At 72.2% G+C, this 18020-nt stretch carries 15 protein-coding genes and 1 pseudogene; 6 read left to right on the forward strand and 10 right to left on the reverse strand.

Features of this window, described 5'->3' with window-relative positions; all coding sequences use genetic code 11:
* Window positions 1–3 precede the first annotated feature (3 nt).
* From CHF16_RS10415 to hpnC, 4 genes are read right to left on the reverse strand one after another with little or no spacing between them, the layout of a single operon-like run.
* Window positions 4–1029 carry a polyprenyl synthetase family protein gene (locus CHF16_RS10415; RefSeq protein WP_089325734.1) on the reverse strand — a complete coding sequence of 342 codons (1026 nt, stop codon included), beginning with the start codon at window positions 1027–1029 and terminating at the stop codon, window positions 4–6.
* A complete protein-coding gene (hpnE, locus tag CHF16_RS10420; protein WP_218826619.1) occupies window positions 1026–2450 on the reverse strand; it encodes a hydroxysqualene dehydroxylase HpnE in 1425 nt (474 codons plus the stop codon). The genes CHF16_RS10415 and hpnE overlap by 4 nt, the downstream gene beginning before the upstream one ends.
* Window positions 2447–3364, reverse strand: coding sequence for a phytoene/squalene synthase family protein (locus CHF16_RS10425; protein ID WP_089325735.1), 918 nt, complete (start codon window positions 3362–3364; stop codon window positions 2447–2449). Before CHF16_RS10425 ends, hpnE begins: the two co-directional genes overlap by 4 nt.
* The gene (gene hpnC, locus CHF16_RS10430) at window positions 3361–4224 is read right to left on the reverse strand and encodes a squalene synthase HpnC (RefSeq protein WP_089325736.1); all 864 of its coding nucleotides are present in this window, start codon (window positions 4222–4224) and stop codon (window positions 3361–3363) included. The genes CHF16_RS10425 and hpnC overlap by 4 nt, the downstream gene beginning before the upstream one ends.
* A gap of 167 nt (window positions 4225–4391) precedes the next feature.
* On the opposite strand from hpnC, the gene CHF16_RS10435 reads away from it, so the two are divergent.
* Window positions 4392–5375, forward strand: a complete 984-nt coding sequence (locus CHF16_RS10435) for a DUF2804 domain-containing protein (RefSeq protein WP_089325737.1) — start codon at window positions 4392–4394, stop codon at window positions 5373–5375.
* A 21-nt stretch (window positions 5376–5396) separates the two neighbouring features.
* Here the strand turns inward: CHF16_RS10435 and CHF16_RS10440 are convergent, their stop codons facing one another.
* Both CHF16_RS10440 and CHF16_RS10445 read right to left on the reverse strand, forming a co-directional pair.
* Window positions 5397–7172, reverse strand: coding sequence for a glycoside hydrolase family 2 protein (locus CHF16_RS10440; protein ID WP_089325738.1), 1776 nt, complete (start codon window positions 7170–7172; stop codon window positions 5397–5399).
* Window positions 7169–8479 carry an MFS transporter gene (locus tag CHF16_RS10445; RefSeq protein WP_245868339.1) on the reverse strand — a complete coding sequence of 437 codons (1311 nt, stop codon included), beginning with the start codon at window positions 8477–8479 and terminating at the stop codon, window positions 7169–7171. Before CHF16_RS10445 ends, CHF16_RS10440 begins: the two co-directional genes overlap by 4 nt.
* 151 nt (window positions 8480–8630) lie before the next feature.
* On the opposite strand from CHF16_RS10445, the gene CHF16_RS10450 reads away from it, so the two are divergent.
* Window positions 8631–10208 carry a carboxylesterase/lipase family protein gene (locus CHF16_RS10450; RefSeq protein ID WP_179271467.1) on the forward strand — a complete coding sequence of 526 codons (1578 nt, stop codon included), beginning with the start codon at window positions 8631–8633 and terminating at the stop codon, window positions 10206–10208.
* Between the two features lie 14 nt (window positions 10209–10222).
* Here the strand turns inward: CHF16_RS10450 and CHF16_RS10455 are convergent, their stop codons facing one another.
* On the reverse strand, window positions 10223–10519 hold the full coding sequence (locus CHF16_RS10455; RefSeq protein ID WP_089325740.1) for a DUF1905 domain-containing protein: 297 nt from the start codon (window positions 10517–10519) through the stop codon (window positions 10223–10225).
* A gap of 791 nt (window positions 10520–11310) precedes the next feature.
* Here CHF16_RS10455 and CHF16_RS10460 point away from each other — a divergent pair.
* Window positions 11311–12975 (forward strand): HNH endonuclease signature motif containing protein, encoded by a 1665-nt coding sequence (locus CHF16_RS10460; RefSeq protein ID WP_089325741.1) that lies wholly within the window; start codon window positions 11311–11313, stop codon window positions 12973–12975.
* A 17-nt stretch (window positions 12976–12992) separates the two neighbouring features.
* Here the strand turns inward: CHF16_RS10460 and CHF16_RS42160 are convergent.
* Window positions 12993–13091: pseudogene (locus tag CHF16_RS42160) on the reverse strand (DUF397 domain-containing protein); the annotation flags it as partial.
* Between the two features lie 77 nt (window positions 13092–13168).
* On the opposite strand from CHF16_RS42160, the gene CHF16_RS10470 reads away from it, so the two are divergent.
* The gene (locus CHF16_RS10470) at window positions 13169–13435 is read left to right on the forward strand and encodes an ATP-binding protein (RefSeq protein WP_089325742.1); all 267 of its coding nucleotides are present in this window, start codon (window positions 13169–13171) and stop codon (window positions 13433–13435) included.
* On the opposite strand, the gene CHF16_RS40195 is transcribed toward CHF16_RS10470, so the two are convergent.
* Window positions 13411–13548: a hypothetical protein gene (locus tag CHF16_RS40195; protein WP_179271468.1), complete on the reverse strand. Its 138-nt coding sequence runs from the start codon at window positions 13546–13548 to the stop codon at window positions 13411–13413. The genes CHF16_RS10470 and CHF16_RS40195 overlap by 25 nt on opposite strands.
* A gap of 404 nt (window positions 13549–13952) precedes the next feature.
* On the opposite strand from CHF16_RS40195, the gene acnA reads away from it, so the two are divergent.
* On the forward strand, window positions 13953–16718 hold the full coding sequence (gene acnA / locus CHF16_RS10475; protein WP_089325810.1) for an aconitate hydratase AcnA: 2766 nt from the start codon (window positions 13953–13955) through the stop codon (window positions 16716–16718).
* Between the two features lie 53 nt (window positions 16719–16771).
* On the opposite strand, the gene CHF16_RS10480 is transcribed toward acnA, so the two are convergent.
* Window positions 16772–17020 carry a hypothetical protein gene (locus tag CHF16_RS10480; RefSeq protein WP_089325743.1) on the reverse strand — a complete coding sequence of 83 codons (249 nt, stop codon included), beginning with the start codon at window positions 17018–17020 and terminating at the stop codon, window positions 16772–16774.
* Window positions 17021–17066: 46 nt separating this feature from the next.
* Between CHF16_RS10480 and CHF16_RS10485 the strand changes: the two genes are divergently transcribed.
* Window positions 17067–17996 (forward strand): aldo/keto reductase, encoded by a 930-nt coding sequence (locus tag CHF16_RS10485; RefSeq protein ID WP_089325744.1) that lies wholly within the window; start codon window positions 17067–17069, stop codon window positions 17994–17996.
* Window positions 17997–18020 lie beyond the last annotated feature (24 nt).

Genomic DNA, 18020 nt, shown 5'->3' on the forward strand with positions numbered 1-18020 from the left:
CTCTCAGTGGTCCCGGCGGGTGACGAAGTCGGCGATGCGGAGGAACTCGGTGCGGGCGGAGTCCGGCATGCGGACGGCCGCCAGGTGCTCGGCGGCGCGCCGGACCCGGCTCTCGGCCTCCAGCTCGGCCCACGCGCGCCCGCCCGCCGCCTCGACCAGCGCGGCGGCCTCGCGCGCCTCCGCCTCCGCCGGCCCCTCCGCCGCCGGCCTGGGCCGCGCGTACAGCTCGGCGAGCTTCGCGCCCTCCGGCGTGCCGGAATTCAGCGCCGCCACGATCGGCAGCGACATCTTGCGGGACCTCAGGTCCGACATGGCGGGCTTGCCGGTCGTCGCGGGGTCGCCCCAGACGCCGAGCAGGTCGTCGGCGAGCTGGAACGCGACGCCGAGGTCGGTGCCGAACGCCGCCAGCGCGTCCGTGAGCGGCTCGGGCGCGCCGTCCAGGACGGCGCCGATCGAGCAGGAGCACGCCAGCAGCGCGGCGGTCTTGCCGGACGCCATGGCGACGCACTCCTCCACGCCGACCTGGCGGCGGGTCTCGAAGTCCATGTCGAGCGACTGGCCGGCGATGAGGCGGCGGGTGGCGGTGGACAGCGCGTGCGCCGCCCGCCCCGACCCCTCCGCCGGAGCCTCCAGCAGGACCTCGCCGGCCAGGGCGAGGAGCGCGTCGCCGGCGAGGATCGCGGACGCCTCGCCGAACACCGTCCACGCCGCCGGGCGGTGCCTGCGCGTCCGGTCGCCGTCCATGATGTCGTCGTGCAGGAGCGAGAACGCGTGCACCAGCTCCACCGCGACGGCGCCCGGCAGCGCGCTCTCGGGAGGCGCGACCGCGGCGCGCGCCGACAGCAGCGCCAGCGCCGGGCGCAGCGCCTTGCCCGCCGGCGCCTTGCGCGGATGCCCCTCCTCGTCCGTCCAGCCCAGGTGGTAGGCGGCGACGCGGTAGGTGCGCGGATCGAGCCGGCCGACCGCGGCGCGCAGCGCCCCGTCGACCAGCTCGCGGACGCCGGTCATCGAGACCGGGACGGCGGTCACCGGCCCCTCACCTCTTCCAGGTGGCGGCGCACCGGGATCGGCTGGAGGTCCGCGGGGACGCCCACCGCCCCGTCGGGCGAGTCCGCCGGGTCGGGGACCATCGCCCGGTCCGGCAGGCCCGCCAGGTGGCGGCGGACCAGCCGCGCGGCGGTCAGGCCGCTGCGCACCGCGCCCTCCATCGTGTCGGGCCAGCCCGTCGCGGTCCACGCGCCGGCCAGGAACACCCCCGGCGCCCGGGTGACCGCGCCCGGCCGGGCCTCCGCGGTGCCGGGGCGCTGCCGGAACGTCGCCCGCCGCTCCCGCGTCACGAACAGCTCCCGGACGGCGGCGCCGCGCGCGGCCGGCAGCAGCCGCCGCAGCTCCGGCACGAACCGGGCGCGCAGCTCGGCGGTCGGCAGGTCGACCCAGCGGTCGGCCGCCGACAGCGACACCGCCAGGTACTGGCCGCGGCGCAGCCCGCTCACCTCCGTCCGGTCGAACACCCACTGGACGGGCGAGGCGACGGCGGCGGCGAACGGCGCGTCCATGACCTTGCGGTCGTAGACGACGTGCACGTTCACGATCGGGCTGGCGTCCAGCTCGGGCCAGCGCAGCGGGTCCGGCAGCGCCTGCGCGGGCAGCAGCCGCGCCGCCGCCTCGTGCGGCACCGCCATGATCACCGCGTCGGCGGCGATCGGCGCGCCGTCCACCACCACCTTCGGGTCGGTGGTGACGGCCTCGACCTTCGCCTTCAGCCGGACGGTGCCGCCCATCTCCACGATCCGCCGCAGCGCCGGGCCGCCGTGCAGCTCCTCCAGCGGGACGAGCGGGACCCCGATGTCGGCGGCGTCGGCGCGGCTCAGCAGCGCCCGCTTGCACACCATCGCGGACAGCCCGAGCGCCGCCTCGTCCACCTCGGCGTTGAGCGCGGCGGTGATGAACAGCCCCCACAGCGCGTTGCGCGCCCACGTCCGCTGCCCGTGCTCGGCCAGCCACGTCCCCGCCGCCATCGTGTCGAGCGCGGGGTCGGCGGGGTCCAGCCGGCCCAGCGCCAGCGCGGCGCGCACCGCCCGCACCCGGTCGGCGGGCGCGAGCGGCGAGTACCGGGCCAGGGCGGGCAGCAGGTGCAGCGGGCTCGGCAGGTTCGCCCGCCGCAGCCGCGCCGCCTTCGCGCCCGGCCGCAGGACGGGGACGTCGAAGCGGTCCTGCACCTCCACCAGGTGGTCGGCGCGCAGCCTGCGCAGCAGCCCCTGGTACGCGGTGCAGCACCGCAGGAACACGTGCTGCCCGTTGTCGACGCTCAGCTCGCCGCGGGTGAACGAGTGCGTCGCGCCGCCCAGCCACGGCCGGGACTCCACAAGCGTGACCGGCACGCCCGACTCCTGCAGCGCGATGGCGGCGCTGATGCCCGCGAGGCCGCCGCCCACGATGACGACGCTCACCGTTCCACCCCCGACAGCGCGCGCGCCGCCACGACGGCCTTCTGCCAGGTCGGCAATGAGACGCGTCTCTCCAGCGCGATCGACGGCTGCGCCGCGATGGTCTCCAGCAGCCGCCGGTAGATGCCCGCCATCGCCGCCGTGCACGCGGCGCTGCGCCGGTCCAGCAGCGGCAGCAGCCGCAGCCCCTCGGCGTACCAGGCCCGCGCCCGCTCCGCCTGGAAGCCGACCAGCTTGTTCAGCCGCCACGGCGGGTCGATGAAGGTGCCCGACTCGTCCAGCTCCAGCGTGCAGCCGAACCGGACCAGGTCCTCCTTCGGGATGTAGGTGCGCCCGGCCAGCCGGTCCTCGCGCAGGTCGCGCAGGATGTTGGTGAGCTGGAGCGCCACGCCGAGCGAGTCGGCGAGGCCCTCGGCCCGCTGCCGGCCGTCCGACCCGAACACCCCGAGCGACAGCCGCCCGACCGTCCCCGCGACCCGCTGGCAGTAGCGCAGCAGGTCGTCGAAGGTGTCGTAGTCCGAGCCCCGCACGTCGTGCTCGCAGCCGTCGATCAGCTCGTCGAACGCGGCGAGCGGGATCGGGTAGCGGCCCGCCGCGTCCGCCAGCGCGGTCAGCACCGGATGCCCCTCCAGCGCCCGCGCGTCCGCGCGGCGCCGCACCACCTCCTGGACGGTCAGCAGCCGCTGCCGCGACCGGTCCAGCAGGTCGAGCCGCACGCAGGCCGGCTCCGGGCCGTCCCCGATGTCGTCGATGCCGCGCGCGAACGCGTAGATCGCGCTCATCGCGCGCCGCTTCGGCGCGGGCATCAGCCGGATCCCGTAGGAGAAGTTGCGGGCCTCCTCCCGCACCACGCGCTCGCAGTGCCGGTACGCCTCCACCACCCGCTCGGACGTCTCGCACGTCTCCGAAACCGTCATCGCATACTCCCTCTGAGAGCCCGCACCCAGCCGGCGGGCAGCGCGGCGCGCCGCGGGCGGAGCCGCCGGGCGAGGACGTCGTAGCGCCCGCGCGCCAGCGCGGCCAGCGCCGCGCGCCCCCCGGCGACGTATCCGGCGACCGCGATCCGCGCCCATCCGGTCAGGCCCGCCATGAGCGGCGGCGCGCCCCGGTCCAGCAGCTCCGCCGCGCGGTCCGCCTGCAGCGCCAGCACGCCGCGCAGCCGGGTCGGCGCGGTGGCGCGCGCCAGGTCCTCCTCCGCGCAGCCGAAGCGCCGCAGGTCGGCGGCGGGCAGGTAGATCCGCCCGGCCCGGTAGTCCTGGCCCGCGTCCTGGCAGTGCTCGATGACCTGCAGCGCGGTGCACACCCGGTCGGACGCCGCCTCCAGCGCCGGGCGGTGCGCGCGGAACAGGTGCAGGACGATGCGTCCCACCGGCGCGGCCGACAGCGCGCAGTACCCGGTCAGCTCATCGAACGTCTCGTACCGGTGGACGACCTGGTCCCGCCGGTTGGCCCGGACCAGGTCGCGGAACGGCGCCTCGGGGATCCGGTGCGCGTGCACCGTCCCCGCCAGCCGCCTTAACTGCGGCAGGTTCGGCGTCCGCCCGGCGAACACGCGGTCCAGGTCGTCGTCCACCAGGTCGAGGAGCTTGGCCCGCTGCTCGGGCGGCGCCTCGTCGCCGATGTCGTCGACGAGCCGCGCGTACCCGTACACGGCACGCAGGTCGGCCCGGTGCCGGGCGGGCAGCAGCCGCGCGGCCACCGGGAAGTTCTCCCGGGCCGCGAGCCGGTCCAGCGCGCGATCGTGCTCCTCGACGCTCCAGAGCGGTTCAATGATCACCCAGGAGAGATCGACCGGGACGGCACGAGAGAAACTCTGGCCGAGGTATGGACTTATTTAAACGCCGCGCGGTGTGCCCTGGACCGTTGCAGGGGGTCCGGCGCCGACGCCATTGAACCGGACCTTCCCCGGCGGGCGGCGGAAACGGTGATCAGTAGGCTCGGGGAATGGCGACCCACGAACGCGAGATCACCGAGCCCGTCGACCTGTGCCTCCCGGACGGGCGGCTGAACCCCGGCGCGGTCGGCTGGACGCGTCGCCCCCTGCACCGCGCGAACCTGCGCGGGTGGGGCCGGGCGAAGCGCTGGGAGTACTGGGGGATCATCACGCCCCGGCACATCATCGGGCTGGTGGCCTCCTCGCTCGACTACGCCGGCGTCCACGGCGTGTGGGTCCTCGACCGCGAGACCGGCGAGGTGACCGCGAAGGACGCGGTGGTGCCGTTCGCGCGCGGCGCGGTGTTCCCCGCCCGCAGCGGCGAGGGCGAGGCGTCCGTGCGGGGCGGGGGAGCGGCGGTCGGCGTCCGGCAGCGCCCCTCGGGGTCGCGGGTACGGGCGCTGGTGCCGGGCCTGGTCGACCTCGACGTCGAGATCCCGCTGCCGGACGGGCATGAGTCGCTCGGTGTCGTGATCCCGTGGGGGCCGCGCCGCTTCCAGTACACGGTGAAGGACGTCGGCCGCCCCGTGCGGGGGCGGCTGACGCTTCCCGCCGGGGAGTACGAGATCGGCGAGGGCGCCTTCGCCGTCCTCGACCACGGGCGCGGCAAGTGGCCCTACCGGATGACGTGGAACTGGGCCGCGGCGAGCGGGCCCGGCCTCGCGCTGCAGTTCGGCGGCAAGTGGACCGACGGCACCGGGATGACGGAGAACGCCGTGTTCGTGGACGGCCGGCTCCACAAGATCGGCGAGGAGCTGTCCTGGAGCTACGACACCGCCGACTGGACGCGCCCGTGGACGATCACGGGCCGGCGGGTCGAGGTCGAGTTCCGCCCCTTCCACGAGAAGGTGTCGCGCACCGAACTGGGCGTCGTCGGCACCGAGACCCACCAGTGCTTCGGCCGCTTCACCGGGCGCGTCCAGGCCGATGACGGCGCGTGGATCCCCGTCGACGGCCTCACCGGGTGGGCGGAGGAGGCCCGCCAGCGCTGGTGACCCCCGCGCCTGCCGCGCCGGTCAGGCCGTGCCTGTCAGGCGCGGGTCGGTGAGGCGCGCTCCGGTGAGGCGCGCGTTCACCGCGCGCACCAGGTCCTCGGGGAGCTTGCACACCTCGCGGTCGTAGGTGAGGAGGCCGTTCAGCTCGTCCTCCACGTCCGACAGCTGCGTGTAGACGGTGGCGCTGAGCCCGCGCGGCACCGCCGGGGCGATCTGCCGCGCGTGCAGCCGCGCGAACGCGGCGCCGAGCCGGTCGGGGGAGTCGTAGCGCTTGTAGCCGAAGTCCTCGTCGTTGAAGGCGTGGCCGTCCACCCGCAGGTTGTATCCGCCGTATTCCGACAGGACGAGGACGCGTGCGTCCCTGCGGCGCGGGACGCGGAACTTGCGGAAGTACACGTGCAGGCTGCGCAGGTCCCCGGCGCCCTGGTCGTGCCATCCGCTGGCGTGGTCGATGGTCCGCGACGGGTCGAGCGCCCGCACCTCGGCGGCGACGTCCGCCGCGTCGAACTGCCCCCAGCCCTCGTTGAACGGCACCCAGACGGCGATGCTCACCACGTTGCGCAGGTGCTCGATCGTCTCCCGCGTCTCCTCGCGGAAGCGCGCGCGGGAGCCGGCGTCGGCGCGTCCGAAACGCTTGTGCCTGCGGTCGTCGAGACGCAGCGGCAGCACGGCCGGCGCCGTCACCACCTCGCTGTGGTACGGGCCGCCGCCGTTCACCATGTCCTGCCACACGAGGATGCCGAGCCGGTCGCAGTGGTAGTACCAGCGCAGCGGCTCTACCTTGATGTGCTTGCGGAGCATGGTGAAGCCCAGCCGCTTCATCGTCGCGATGTCGTGGACCAGCGCCTCGTCGGACGGCGCCGTGTGCATGCCGTCCGGCCAGTAGCCCTGGTCCAGGACGCCCGCGTGGAAGTACGGGCGCCCGTTCAGCAGTAGCCGGGGGACGCCCGCCTCGTCCGGTCCGACGCCGAACGACCGCATCCCGACATAGCTTTCGACACGGTCTGTGCCGAGTTCGACAGTGATGTCGTAGAGGAAGGGGTCCTCGGGGCTCCAGGGGCGGACGTCCGGAATGTCGATCCGCACCGGTTCGCCCGCCGGCGCCTCGGCGCGCGCGACGACCGCGCCTTCCGCGCCGATCTCGATCCGGGCCGCGTCGCGGGTGCCCGCGTGCACCGTCACCTCGACGCACGCCTCGTCCAGATGCGGCACGAGCGTCAGCCGCTCGACGTGCACCTCCGGCACGCACTCGATCCACACCGTCTGCCAGATGCCGGACTGGGCCGTGTACCAGATGCCGCCCCGCTTGAGGCGCTGCTTGCCCCAGCCCCGGTCACCGGTGTCGGACGGGTCCTGGACCTCCACCACCAGGGTCCCGGCGCCGTCCTCCAGGAGGTCGGTGATGTCGAAGAAGAACGGGAGGTAGCCGCCCTCGTGCCGACCCGCCTCCCGGCCGTTGACCGTCACCCGGCACGTCTGGTCGACGGCGCCGAAATGCAGCAGGACCCGGTGCCCCTCGGGTCGGAACCCCTCCGGCAGCCGGACGTCCCGCCGGTACCAGAGCGTCTCGTGCGGGAGCAGCTGCCGCTCGACCCCCGACAGCGGCGACTCCGGCGAGAACGGGACGAGGATCTCGCCGTCGTACTCCTCCGGCCCCTCCGGAGAGGTGTCGTCGAACGAGTACTCCCAGCGCCCGTTGAGGCTGAGGTGGCTGCCGCGGACGAGCTGCGGACGCGGATACTCCGGCAGCACCGCGTCCGGGTCCAGCGTCCTGCCCCACCTGGTGAGCAGCGTCATGCCACGGCCTCCTCGTCCGGCGTCCGCGCGTCCCGGCGGCGCAGCGCCAGCACCGGCGGGACGATCAGCACCAGGACCGCGGCGGCCGCCAGGAAGACGGCGGGCGTCGGGACGTGCTTCAGCACGCCCAGGTCCTCGTAGCGCTCGTCCGCGCCCTTGATGACGGCGGCGCCGAGGGACGGCCCGATGATCATAGGGACGAGGATGGCGAACACCATCCGCAGGCCCTGCACGTGCCCCGCCCGCCCCGGCGGCGTGTAGTCCCGGACGAGCGCGCCGACCGGGGCCAGCACCAGCATGAAGCCCGACATCAGCACCAGTCCCGCCCCGATCACCGGGACCATGCCGCGCGCGAGCGGCATCAGCAGCAGCCCCGCCGCGTACACCGCGACGGCGGGCGCGAGGAACCGCGCCTTGCCGATCCGGTCGATGACCCGCCCGGCCAGCACGCTGACCGCCGACGCGCCGGTCAGCACGACGGCGAGCACGAGCGCGTAGCCGTCGATGTCGAGGTACCGCTCCAGGTAGATGATCAGGTAGGGCAGGAAGACCTGCGTGGAGATCCCCCACACGCACCACGCGGACAGCGCCAGGTACAGCCCGGGGTTCGCCCGCATCGCCGACGGCCGCAGCCCGTGCACGAGCGCGCTGAGGTAGCCGCCCTCCTGCCGCTCTACCGGGCGGTCCCGGACGAACGCCCAGGCCAGCACCCCGGCCGCCGCGATGATCAGCCCGATGACGAGGAAGAACAGCGACCACTGGCCGTCCCTGGTCATCCAGTCGAACCCGCCGAACACCACCAGCATCGACATCAGCGGCATCACGGCCAGGACGGACTCGACGCGTCCCCGGTTCTCCGTCCGGGTCACGTCCGTCACCCACGCCTGGAAGCTCGCGTCGTTGGCGCCCGACCCGAGGAACGACATCACGCAGTCGAGGACGACGACGGTGACCGCCGCGACCACGACCGCGTCCGCGAACGGCGCGACCCCCGCCACCGCGTCCACGCTGACCAGCCCGAACGCCGCCGTGGACAGCCCCCACACCACGTACCCGGCGGCGATGAAGGCGCGCCTGCGGCCGAGCCGGTCCGACAGCGCGCCGATCGCCAGCGTCGCGGCGGTCGCCGCCACCGCGCTCGCCGCCACCATCGCCGCGATCACGTCGGGGTTCCCGCTGATCGTGTCGTAGACGAACACGTTCAGGTACATGTTCTCGACGGTCCAGGCGAGCTGCCCGACGAAGCCGAGCAGGACCAGCATGGTCCAGAGCCGCCGCCCGAGCGGCGCGTTGTCACCCGTTGTCACGCACGAACAGTACAAGGACCACTTACTGGACGTCCGGTGCCGGAGGGCTTGCATCCGTCCGGGAACCGGGTTCTCATGTGATCTCAGGCACAAGATCGGAAATCGGGGGATCGGGGGCGTCCGAGGGAACGCCGCATTGAAAGGGGACCCTGTGAGGCTCATCGCCATCCCACTGCTCGCGTCCGCCGTCGCCCTGACCGGGGCGGTTCCGGCCGCGGCCGAGCAGGGCGGACGGGATCCGTCCGCCGTCGTCCGCACCGACCTCGGTCCGGTGCGGGGTCAGCTAGCGGACGGTTACCGGCTCTTCCAGGGCATCCCGTTCGCCGCTCCGCCGACCGGGAGCCTGCGCTGGAGGCCGCCGCAGCCGGCGCGCGCGTGGCAGGGCGTCTACGACGCGACCGCCCCGCGCGACCAGTGCGCGCAACTCCCCGCGCCCTACGGCGGCCCGACGTCGTACGCCGAGGACTGCCTCTACCTGAACGTCACCACGCCCGACACCGCGCGCCGCCACGGGCGCGGCCTGCCCGTCATGGTGTGGGTGCACGGCGGCGGAAACGTGACCGGCGCGGGGAGCATCTACAACGCCGCCAAGCTCGCCACGCGCGGCGACGTGGTCGTGGTCACCGTCAACTACCGCCTGGGCCCGTTCGGCTGGCTCGCGCACCAGGGCCTGGAGGCGGGCGCCGACCGCCGCTACCAGACCGGCAACTACGGCCTGCTCGATCAGCAGGCGGCCCTGCGCTGGGTGCAGCGCAACGCCAGTGCCTTCGGCGGCGACCCCCGCAACGTGACGCTGTTCGGCGAGTCCGCCGGCGCCCAGGACGCCTGCGCCAACCTCGCCTCGCCCACCGCGGCGGGCCTGTTCCACAAGGTCATCGCGCAGAGCTTCACCTGCGTCGCGCCCGCGCGCACCGAGGCGTCGGCCGAAGGCGAGGGAGCGGCGCTCGCGGCGGCCGTGGGCTGCGACAAGGGCTCGCCCGCCGCCGACGCCGCGTGCCTGCGCGCGGTTCCCGTGCAGACGCTGCTGGAGACCTTCGAGGCCAAGGCCCTGAACGTCGGCCCCGTCGCGGGCGGCGACCGGGTCCTGCCGTCGCAGCCCGAGCAGGCGATCGCCCAGGGCCGCTTCAACCGGATGCCCGTCATGCACGGCAACACCCTGGACGAGTGGCGCCTGTTCGTCTCGCTCGCCTACCCGAACCCCATCACCGCCGCGCAGTACGAGGACATCGTCCGCTCCACCTACGGCGCCGCCGCCGACGCGGTACTGGCGCGCTACCCGGCGTCGGCCTACTCCGACCCCCGGCTCGCGCTGGCCGCGGTGCAGACGGACTCCAACGAGGTGCTCTCGCCCTGCGCGCACCAGGACGCCTTCCAGCAGCTCAAGCGGGCCGGCGTCCCGGTGTACGCGTACCAGTTCGCCGACCGCGCCGCTCCGCCGATCCTCGACGTCCCCGGCTTCGAGGAGGGCGCCGCGCACGCCAGCGAGCTGACGTACCTGTTCCCGGGCCTGCTCGGCGAGCTGAACCCGGAACAGACCCGCCTCTCCGACGCCATGGTCGCCTACTGGACGTCCTTCGCGCACAACGGCCGGCCGCAGGCGCGCCAGGCCCCGCACTGGCCGCGCTTCCGCTCACCGGACGACGTCCTGTCCCTGGCCCCCGGCAACGGCGGCATCCACCCGACCGACACCGCCGAGAACGGCAACTGCTCCTTCTGGAACTCCCTCTGAATCCGACCCGCTGACTAGCCGAGGCGCTCGGTGAGGTGGACGGTGACGTCGTCACCGACGTCCTTGCCGAGCGCCCGGCGGATCTCCGCCTTCACGGCCAGCTTGTGGTCGCCGTCACCGAGGGCCATGAACGAGCCCCGGAACGGGTGCCCGTCGATGGTGCCCTTGACCTTCACCAGCCCGCGCGTCTGGAAGAACTCCGCCGACTCGGGCCAGACGACGTACGTCCACCCGCCCTCCGCCGTACTCTTCTGCAGGCGGGCCGTGAACTCCTTGTCGAGCTTTACGCTCTTGGGCTGAGCAGTGGTCATCGGACGTCTCCTCTGGGTGTTCGAGCTGTGGCTCTCTCTCCTACCTAGGGGAGACCTTCCTGGTCGGCGGAACTCATCGCTGCTCGAAGCCCTGCTGCCACGGTCGCCGGACGCGGGAGCGGTCACGTGGGGGTTGCAAGTGAGGTTGAGTTGGTGTTGCGAGGGCGGGGGTTGAGGCGGGCTCCTGTTGCCGGTTTGTCTCCGTTGTTTCCCTGTCGGATGTGTGCGGGGCCGGGGTCTTCTTTTTACCGGTTTTTGTGTGGTTGCTGTAGGTGGGCGGTTGCGGTGGCCTTCCGAAGGCGGGCGCTCGCCTTTTGGTCGCCGCCGGTTGCTGTCACGTTGGTTGCTGTCGGTGGCTGGGGGAGAGGTGTTCATCGTTCTGTTTGGTGCGCGGTTGCTGTCCCGTGCCGCGCTGTGCACGGCACCTGAAAGAAGGGCAGGCGGCTAGGACGTCCTTGTCGGGCGGACCACGCGCCTGCCTTTCACTCGGACACAAATCCTCAACCCCACCACCGCAACCAACGTGACTTCAGTCGGTGACTGCCTGAGCTGTTGCGCCAGGCCGCAGGGGTCACCTCAGCCGTCCACCCGCAGCAACCACCCCACTCCGATAAAGCCGTGCTCAGCCCGCGGCCGACCGTTGGATGAGCACCGACCGCAAGGAGCGTCCTTCCGATTCGGAGAGCGGAAAATAAAAGATGGCAGTAAGGTGGCATGTCCAGAATGTCGTCAATGTCAATACGGGGTTGCGCTACAATTGAGGAGTGAATTCGGATTGGAGGTGAAGCCCGGTGTCGGCGCCCTCGGCAGTGGTTGCTGTTCAGCGTGAATGGGAAGGTCGGGAGTGGTTTCCTCCTGGGCCGCAACTGGCCATCTGCCTGTCCGGCGGAAAAGAGCGCCTGGCCGATCTGACCGACGATGAACTTCTCCAGGTCGCGGCTGCGGCCCGCCGCCAGACCTCCTGGGCGCAAGCCCGGGAATTGGCCGCCATCGCCGAACTCGCCCAGCGCCGCGCACGTGCCGAGGCCGACGGCGACCCCGACTACCGGATCCTGCCGGCCCGCGATGCGGTGACCGAAGAAGTCGCCGCCGCCCTCACGATCACCAGCAACGCCTCGGCCACCCTTGTCCACCTCGCCGAACAGCTCACCGGCCCGCTCGCCGACACCGGCGCCGCACTGGAGGCCGGACGGGTCGACCTGGCCAAGGCCCGCGTCATCAGCGACCTGACCGACAGCCTTCCCGAGCAGGTCACCCAACGGGTCCAAGCCGCGGCGCTGGAGAAGGCGTCCACCCAGACCACCGGGCAACTCCGCCGCCGGATCAGGCGGATCGTCCAGCGTCTCGCGCCGGAGGCCGTCGAGGAACGCAAGCGGGAAGCCGTCCGGCAACGGCGCCTGGAGGTGTGGGACACCCCGTCCGGCACCGCTGACCTGGCGCTGTGCGACCTTGCGGTTGAGGACGCCCACGCCATCTACAACAAGATCACCGCCGCCGCACGCGGCATCAAGACCGACGGTGACCCCCGCCCCCTCCACAACATCCGTGCCGACCTGGCCACCCAACTCCTGCAAGGGGTCGAACTCCCCGAGGCCATCCGCGCCCTCATGACCCAGAGCTGCACCGACCCCCGCCCAGTCCCCGCCCTCGCGGCCGTGACGGTGCAAGGGATTCCTACGGGCGCAACGTCGCGTGACGTGGTCGGCGTCCCGGTGTCCGTGCAGAGTCGCCGTGCCTGGGTGACCCGTGACTTGCCTCCCGCCTCGGCCAGTGCAGACGGTGGCTCTTCTTCTGTGGAGGCGTCCATGGCGGACGGTGCATCGTGGGCACATGGCGAGACCCAGCCGACGCCGGCCCGGCTCGACCACGCTGACATCGCCGACGCGGCCAGTGGACCCGACCCAGTCGGGAGCCGTGGTGACCCGTCCCGTGAGCGTGGAAGCGACGGGCCGTTCGATGATCGTCGAGCCTCGGGCTCGGACGGGTCCTCCGGCGGTGACGCCGAGGTTGCGATGCTGGCGGACGTCATCGGTCAGCGGTTGGCCCACGTCAGCGGCCGCGTTCCCTCACGGGAGCTGCCGGATGCCGTGCGACGAGCCGTACAGCGCATCCGGCATGAACTTGCCGGAGCCCGGGAGGCGGCCTGCCGAGGGGACGACCAGGAGCACGGTCGGCCCGGCTACCGACCGTCAGCGGCGATGCGCCGGGAGGTCGAGGCCCGGCACGAGACCTGCGTGTTCCCGAGCTGCAACCAGCCATCGCACCGCTGCGACCTCGACCACACGGTCCCCTGGCGGGCCGGGACCACCTGCCGCTGCAACCTGGCTCCGCTCTGCAGACGCCACCACAGGTTGAAACAGCGCCCCGACTGGCGACTGGTCCAAGTCTGGCCCGGCCTGCTGATCTGGGTCGCGCCCTCGGGTGCCTGGTTCATCGTCCGCCCCGACCGGCGGTAGCAGCCGCGCCGCGAGCCTCAGTGCTTCAAGGCCGCCAGGAGGGCCGCGAACTCGTCACGTCCCACGATGAGCTTGGGGCCGTCCGGGTTCTTGGAGTCGCGGAAGGCGATCGTCCGGGGGAGACGGCCGACCCTGGAGGGGGGCGTCGCCGCTCGTTCTCGAACCCAATGATCAGGCGCCCCGGCTCGCCCGGGTGTTCGTTGCGGAGTTCTTCGCCGGGTGGGGGATCGAGGACGCCTACGTGGGGCGGCTCGTGGTCTGCGAACTCGTCACGAACGCGTACCGGCACGGTGAGGGGCCGATCGTCGTGCGGGTGCTGCGGGACGAGCGCGACGGGCTCCCGGTGATCGAGGTGTGGGACGGCGCTGAGGAGCGGCCGGTTATCCGGGCGCAGAACTATGCGGCCGTGGCTGAGAGCGCCGTGTACGTGGGCGTTCACCAGTCGAGGAGTAGGCCGTAGCCCTCTGCGGCGGCCTCTTCCATCCAGTGGAGTGTTTCGTCCGGGGAGTCGTCGTCCAGGAACTCGCTGAAGGACGACGGCTGCGCCACGTGCACCTTCTGGTTGGCGGCCACGCGCCGGTTCCACTCCCGCGCGAGGCGGACGTAGGGCACGGCATTGGTGGCGGCCGCCTGGTTCTCGCCACCCGAGCGGGGTGCCGGGCCTACGGCGGGACGGTAGCGACAGGATGTGTTCGCGCACGTCCACCAGTCCGGGACGCCCATGGCACCGCATCGCAGGGTGCAAGTAGCTTGATGTCGAGATAAATTGGGGATAGCTTGACGTCGAGAGAAAAGCTGCGGAAGTTAGGCTGCCCTGGTTGCCGGTCATGTCCGCGACTAGGGCAGGATCAAGGTAGACGAGACCACCCGCCCCGCCGCTGCGAGCCGGCCCGGGGGACGGGAGCACTGAAGATCAAGACGAGCGCCGCGCGCTCATGTCCCGGACCGGACGCGCGGTGGCGACGGAGGAGGAGTCCGTGTCCGCGAACAGCTTCGGCAGCCTTGACAAGCTGCAGGTTGGCGACAAGTCGTACGACATCTATCGGCTGGACGCCGTCGAGGGCGCGGCCCGTCTCCCGTACAGCCTGAAGGTGCTGCTGGAGAACCTGCTGCGCACCGAGGACGGCGCGAACGTCACCGCCGACCACATCCGCGCGCTCGCGCAGTGGGACTCGCAGGCCCAGCCGAGCAAGGAGATCCAGTTCACCCCCGCCCGGGTGATCATGCAGGACTTCACCGGCGTGCCCTGCGTGGTGGACCTCGCCACCATGCGCGAGGCCGTGCGGGACCTCGGCGGCGACCCCACGAAGATCAACCCGCTGGCGCCGGCCGAGATGGTGATCGACCACTCCGTCATCGTCGACTACTTCGGCACGCCGGAGGCGTTCCAGCGCAACGTGCAGCGCGAGTACGAGCGCAACAGGGAGCGCTACCAGTTCCTGCGCTGGGGGCAGACGGCGTTCGACGAGTTCAAGGTCGTCCCGCCGGGCACCGGCATCGTCCACCAGGTGAACATCGAGCACCTGGCGCGCGTGGTGTTCGACCGCAACGGGGTCGCCTACCCCGACACCTGCGTCGGCACCGACTCCCACACCACGATGGAGAACGGCATCGGCGTGCTCGGCTGGGGCGTCGGCGGCATCGAGGCGGAGGCCGCGATGCTCGGCCAGCCGATCTCGATGCTCATCCCGCGCGTCGTCGGCTTCAAGCTGACCGGCGAGCTGCCCGCCGGGACCACCGCGACCGACCTCGTGCTGACCATCACCGAGATGCTCCGCGAGCACGGCGTCGTCGGCAAGTTCGTCGAGTTCTACGGCGAGGGCGTGCACGCGCTGCCGCTGGCGAACCGGGCCACCATCGGCAACATGAGCCCCGAGTTCGGCTCCACCTGCGCGATCTTCCCGATCGACGACGAGACGCTGAAGTACCTGCGGCTCACCGGCCGCGACGAGGAGCAGATCGCGCTCGTCGAGGCGTACGCCAAGGCGCAGGGCCTGTGGCTCGACCCGTCCGTGGAGCCCGACTTCTCCGAGTACATGGAGCTGGACCTCGGGACGGTCGTCCCGTCGCTGGCCGGCCCGAAGCGCCCGCAGGACCGCATCGCCCTGTCCGACGCCAAGGCGACCTGGCGGCGCGACGTGCAGAACTACGTCGAGAGCGTCCTCGGCGCGCTGGACGAGGCGTCCGACGAGAGCTTCCCGGCCTCCGACACCCCGGCGATCATGCACGAGACCAACGGCGACAAGCCCCGGCACGTCGACGCCAACGGGTCCAGCCGACCGCACCACCGCGTCGCGGTGAAGCTGGAGGACGGCACCGAGTTCGAGCTCGACCACGGGCACGTCGCCGTCGCCGCCATCACCTCCTGCACCAACACGTCCAACCCGTACGTGATGATCGGCGCGGCGCTGCTGGCCAAGAACGCGGTGGAGAAGGGCCTCACCCGCAAGCCGTGGGTGAAGACCTCGCTCGCGCCCGGCTCGCAGGTCGTCACCGACTACTACGAGCGCGCCGGCCTCACCCCGTACCTCGACAAGATCGGCTTCAACCTGGTCGGGTACGGCTGCACCACCTGCATCGGCAACACCGGCCCGCTGCAGCCGGAGATCTCCAAGGCCGTCAACGACAACGACCTGGCGGTCACCGCGGTGCTGTCCGGCAACCGCAACTTCGAGGGCCGCATCAGCCCCGACGTGAAGATGAACTACCTGGCGTCGCCGCCGCTGGTCATCGCCTACGCCCTCGCCGGGACGATGGACATCGACATCCTCAACGACCCGATCGCCGAGGGCACCGACGGCCCGGTGTACCTGCGCGACATCTGGCCCGCGCCGGAGGAGGTCGCCGCGATCGTCGAGTCCTCCATCGGGCAGGAGATGTTCACCGAGAGCTACGCCGACGTCTTCAAGGGCGACGAGCGCTGGACCGGCCTCGACATCCCGACCGGCGACCTGTTCGAGTGGGACGCCTCCTCCACCTACGTCCGCAAGGCGCCGTACTTCGACGGCATGGGCGCCGAGCCCGAGCCGGTCAGCGACATCCACGGCGCCCGCGTGCTGGCGAAGCTGGGCGACTCGGTCACCACCGACCACATCTCCCCGGCCGGCGCCATCAAGGTCGGCACCCCCGCCGCCCAGTACCTCCAGGACAACGGCGTCGAGGTCAAGGACTTCAACTCCTACGGCTCGCGCCGCGGCAACCACGAGGTCATGATCCGCGGGACGTTCGCCAACATCCGGCTCCGCAACCAGCTCCTGGACGGCGTCGAGGGCGGCTACACCCGCGACTTCACCCGGGAGGGGGCGCCGCAGGCGTTCATCTACGACGCCTCGCGCAACTACATCGAGCAGGGCGTCCCGCTCGTGGTCATCGCGGGCAAGGAGTACGGCTCCGGCTCGTCCCGCGACTGGGCGGCCAAGGGCACCGCGCTGCTCGGCGTCCGCGCCGTCATCGCCGAGTCCTACGAGCGCATCCACCGCTCGAACCTGATCGGCCTCGGCGTCCTGCCGCTGCAGTTCAAGGACGGCGAGTCCGCCGAGTCGCTCGGGCTGACCGGCACCGAGACCTTCGACATCACCGGCGTCACCGCGCTCAACGAGGGCGGCGTCCCCGAGGAGGTCACGGTCAAGGCCGACGGCAAGGAGTTCACCGCCACCGTCCGCATCGACACCCCCGGTGAGGCGGACTACTACCGCAACGGCGGCATCCTGCAGTACGTCCTGCGCAACCTCATCCGCAAGTAACCCGCACCACCGCGACGGGCCGCTCCCTGCGAGGGGGGCGGCCCGTTCCGCGTTCAGCGGTCCACGGCGAGGCGGAGGCCGAAGCCGACGAAGGCGACGCCGGTGAGCTGCTGGAGGCGGCGCTTCACGGCCGGTCGTGCGAGGGCCCGGCACATCAGCCCGGCCACCACGCCGGCGGACGCGAGGAGGCCGGTGCGGCTCCCGGCGGCCACGGTGCTGCGCAGGACGAGCATCGTGTCGACGCCCGGCGTGATCGCCAGCAGCGCGGCCACGGCGGCGAAGGCGAGACAGGCGGTCGGCACTGGGTAATGATGCTCTGGTGACTCCGAAGGGACAAGAAGGCGGAACATGAACAATATTGGTGAACTGCGCGTTTTCCCTCTCTGCCTGGGCGGCAACGTGTTCGGCTGGACAGCCGGCAAGGAGCGCTCGTTCGAGATCCTGGACGCTTACGCGGCGGCCGGCGGCAACTTCGTCGACACCTCCGACTCCTACATGGCGTCCGCGCCCGGCAACAGCGGCGGCGAGTCCGAGACGATCATCGGGGAGTGGACGCGGACGCGCGGCAACCGCGACGACATCGTCATCGCGACCAAGGTGGGCCGCCACCCCCAGCGCCAGGGGCTCGCGCCGGCGAACATCAAGGCCGCCGCCGCCGACTCGCTGCGGCGGCTCGGCACCGACCGCATCGACCTCTACTACACCCACTTCGACGACCCGTCCGTGCCCGTCGAGGACATCATGACGGCGCTGGACGAGCTCGTCACCGCGGGCAAGGTCCGGCAGATCGCGGTGTCGAACATCGAACCCGACCGGCTCGAAGCCTCGCTGGCGTTCAGCGAGCGCGAGGGCACCGCCCGGTACACCGCCATCCAGCCGCACTACAACCTCGTGTCCCGCGACACCTACGAGGGGCCGCGCCGCGACCTCGCGCAGCGGTACGGGCTCGCCGCCGTCCCGTACTACGGCCTCGCCTCCGGCTTCCTGACCGGCAAGTACCGCCCCGGCGCCGCGGTGGACAGCGTGCGCGCCGGCCGCGCCGCCGAGCACCTGGAGACCGAGCGCGGGCGCCGCGTCCTCGCCGCGCTGGACATCGTCGCCGAGGAGCAGGGCGCCGCCGTCGCGACCGTCGCGCTGGCCTGGCTCGCCGCGCAGCCGACCGTCGCCGCGCCCATCGCCAGCGCCCGCACGCTCGACCAGCTCGCGCCCATCGTCGAGGCGGCCCGCACGACCCTCACCGACGACCAGCTCAAACGCCTCACGGAGGCGTCCGCCTGATCCAGACCGGATATGTCGGGATGT

The organism is Actinomadura meyerae (genome assembly GCF_900188445.1).
Classification (GTDB): Bacteria; Actinomycetota; Actinomycetes; order Streptosporangiales; family Streptosporangiaceae; genus Spirillospora; species Spirillospora meyerae.

What these genes read in the sequence shown, in the direction of transcription:
- CHF16_RS10425 (WP_089325735.1), bottom strand. Translation starts at nt 3,364, where the DNA reads ATGACGGTTTCGGAGACGTGCGAGACGTCCGAGCGGGTGGTGGAGGCG.
- CHF16_RS10435 (WP_089325737.1), top strand. Translation starts at nt 4,392, where the DNA reads ATGGCGACCCACGAACGCGAGATCACCGAGCCCGTCGACCTGTGCCTC.
- CHF16_RS10440 (WP_089325738.1), bottom strand. Translation starts at nt 7,172, where the DNA reads ATGACGCTGCTCACCAGGTGGGGCAGGACGCTGGACCCGGACGCGGTG.
- CHF16_RS10455 (WP_089325740.1), bottom strand. Translation starts at nt 10,519, where the DNA reads ATGACCACTGCTCAGCCCAAGAGCGTAAAGCTCGACAAGGAGTTCACG.
- CHF16_RS10485 (WP_089325744.1), top strand. Translation starts at nt 17,067, where the DNA reads ATGAACAATATTGGTGAACTGCGCGTTTTCCCTCTCTGCCTGGGCGGC.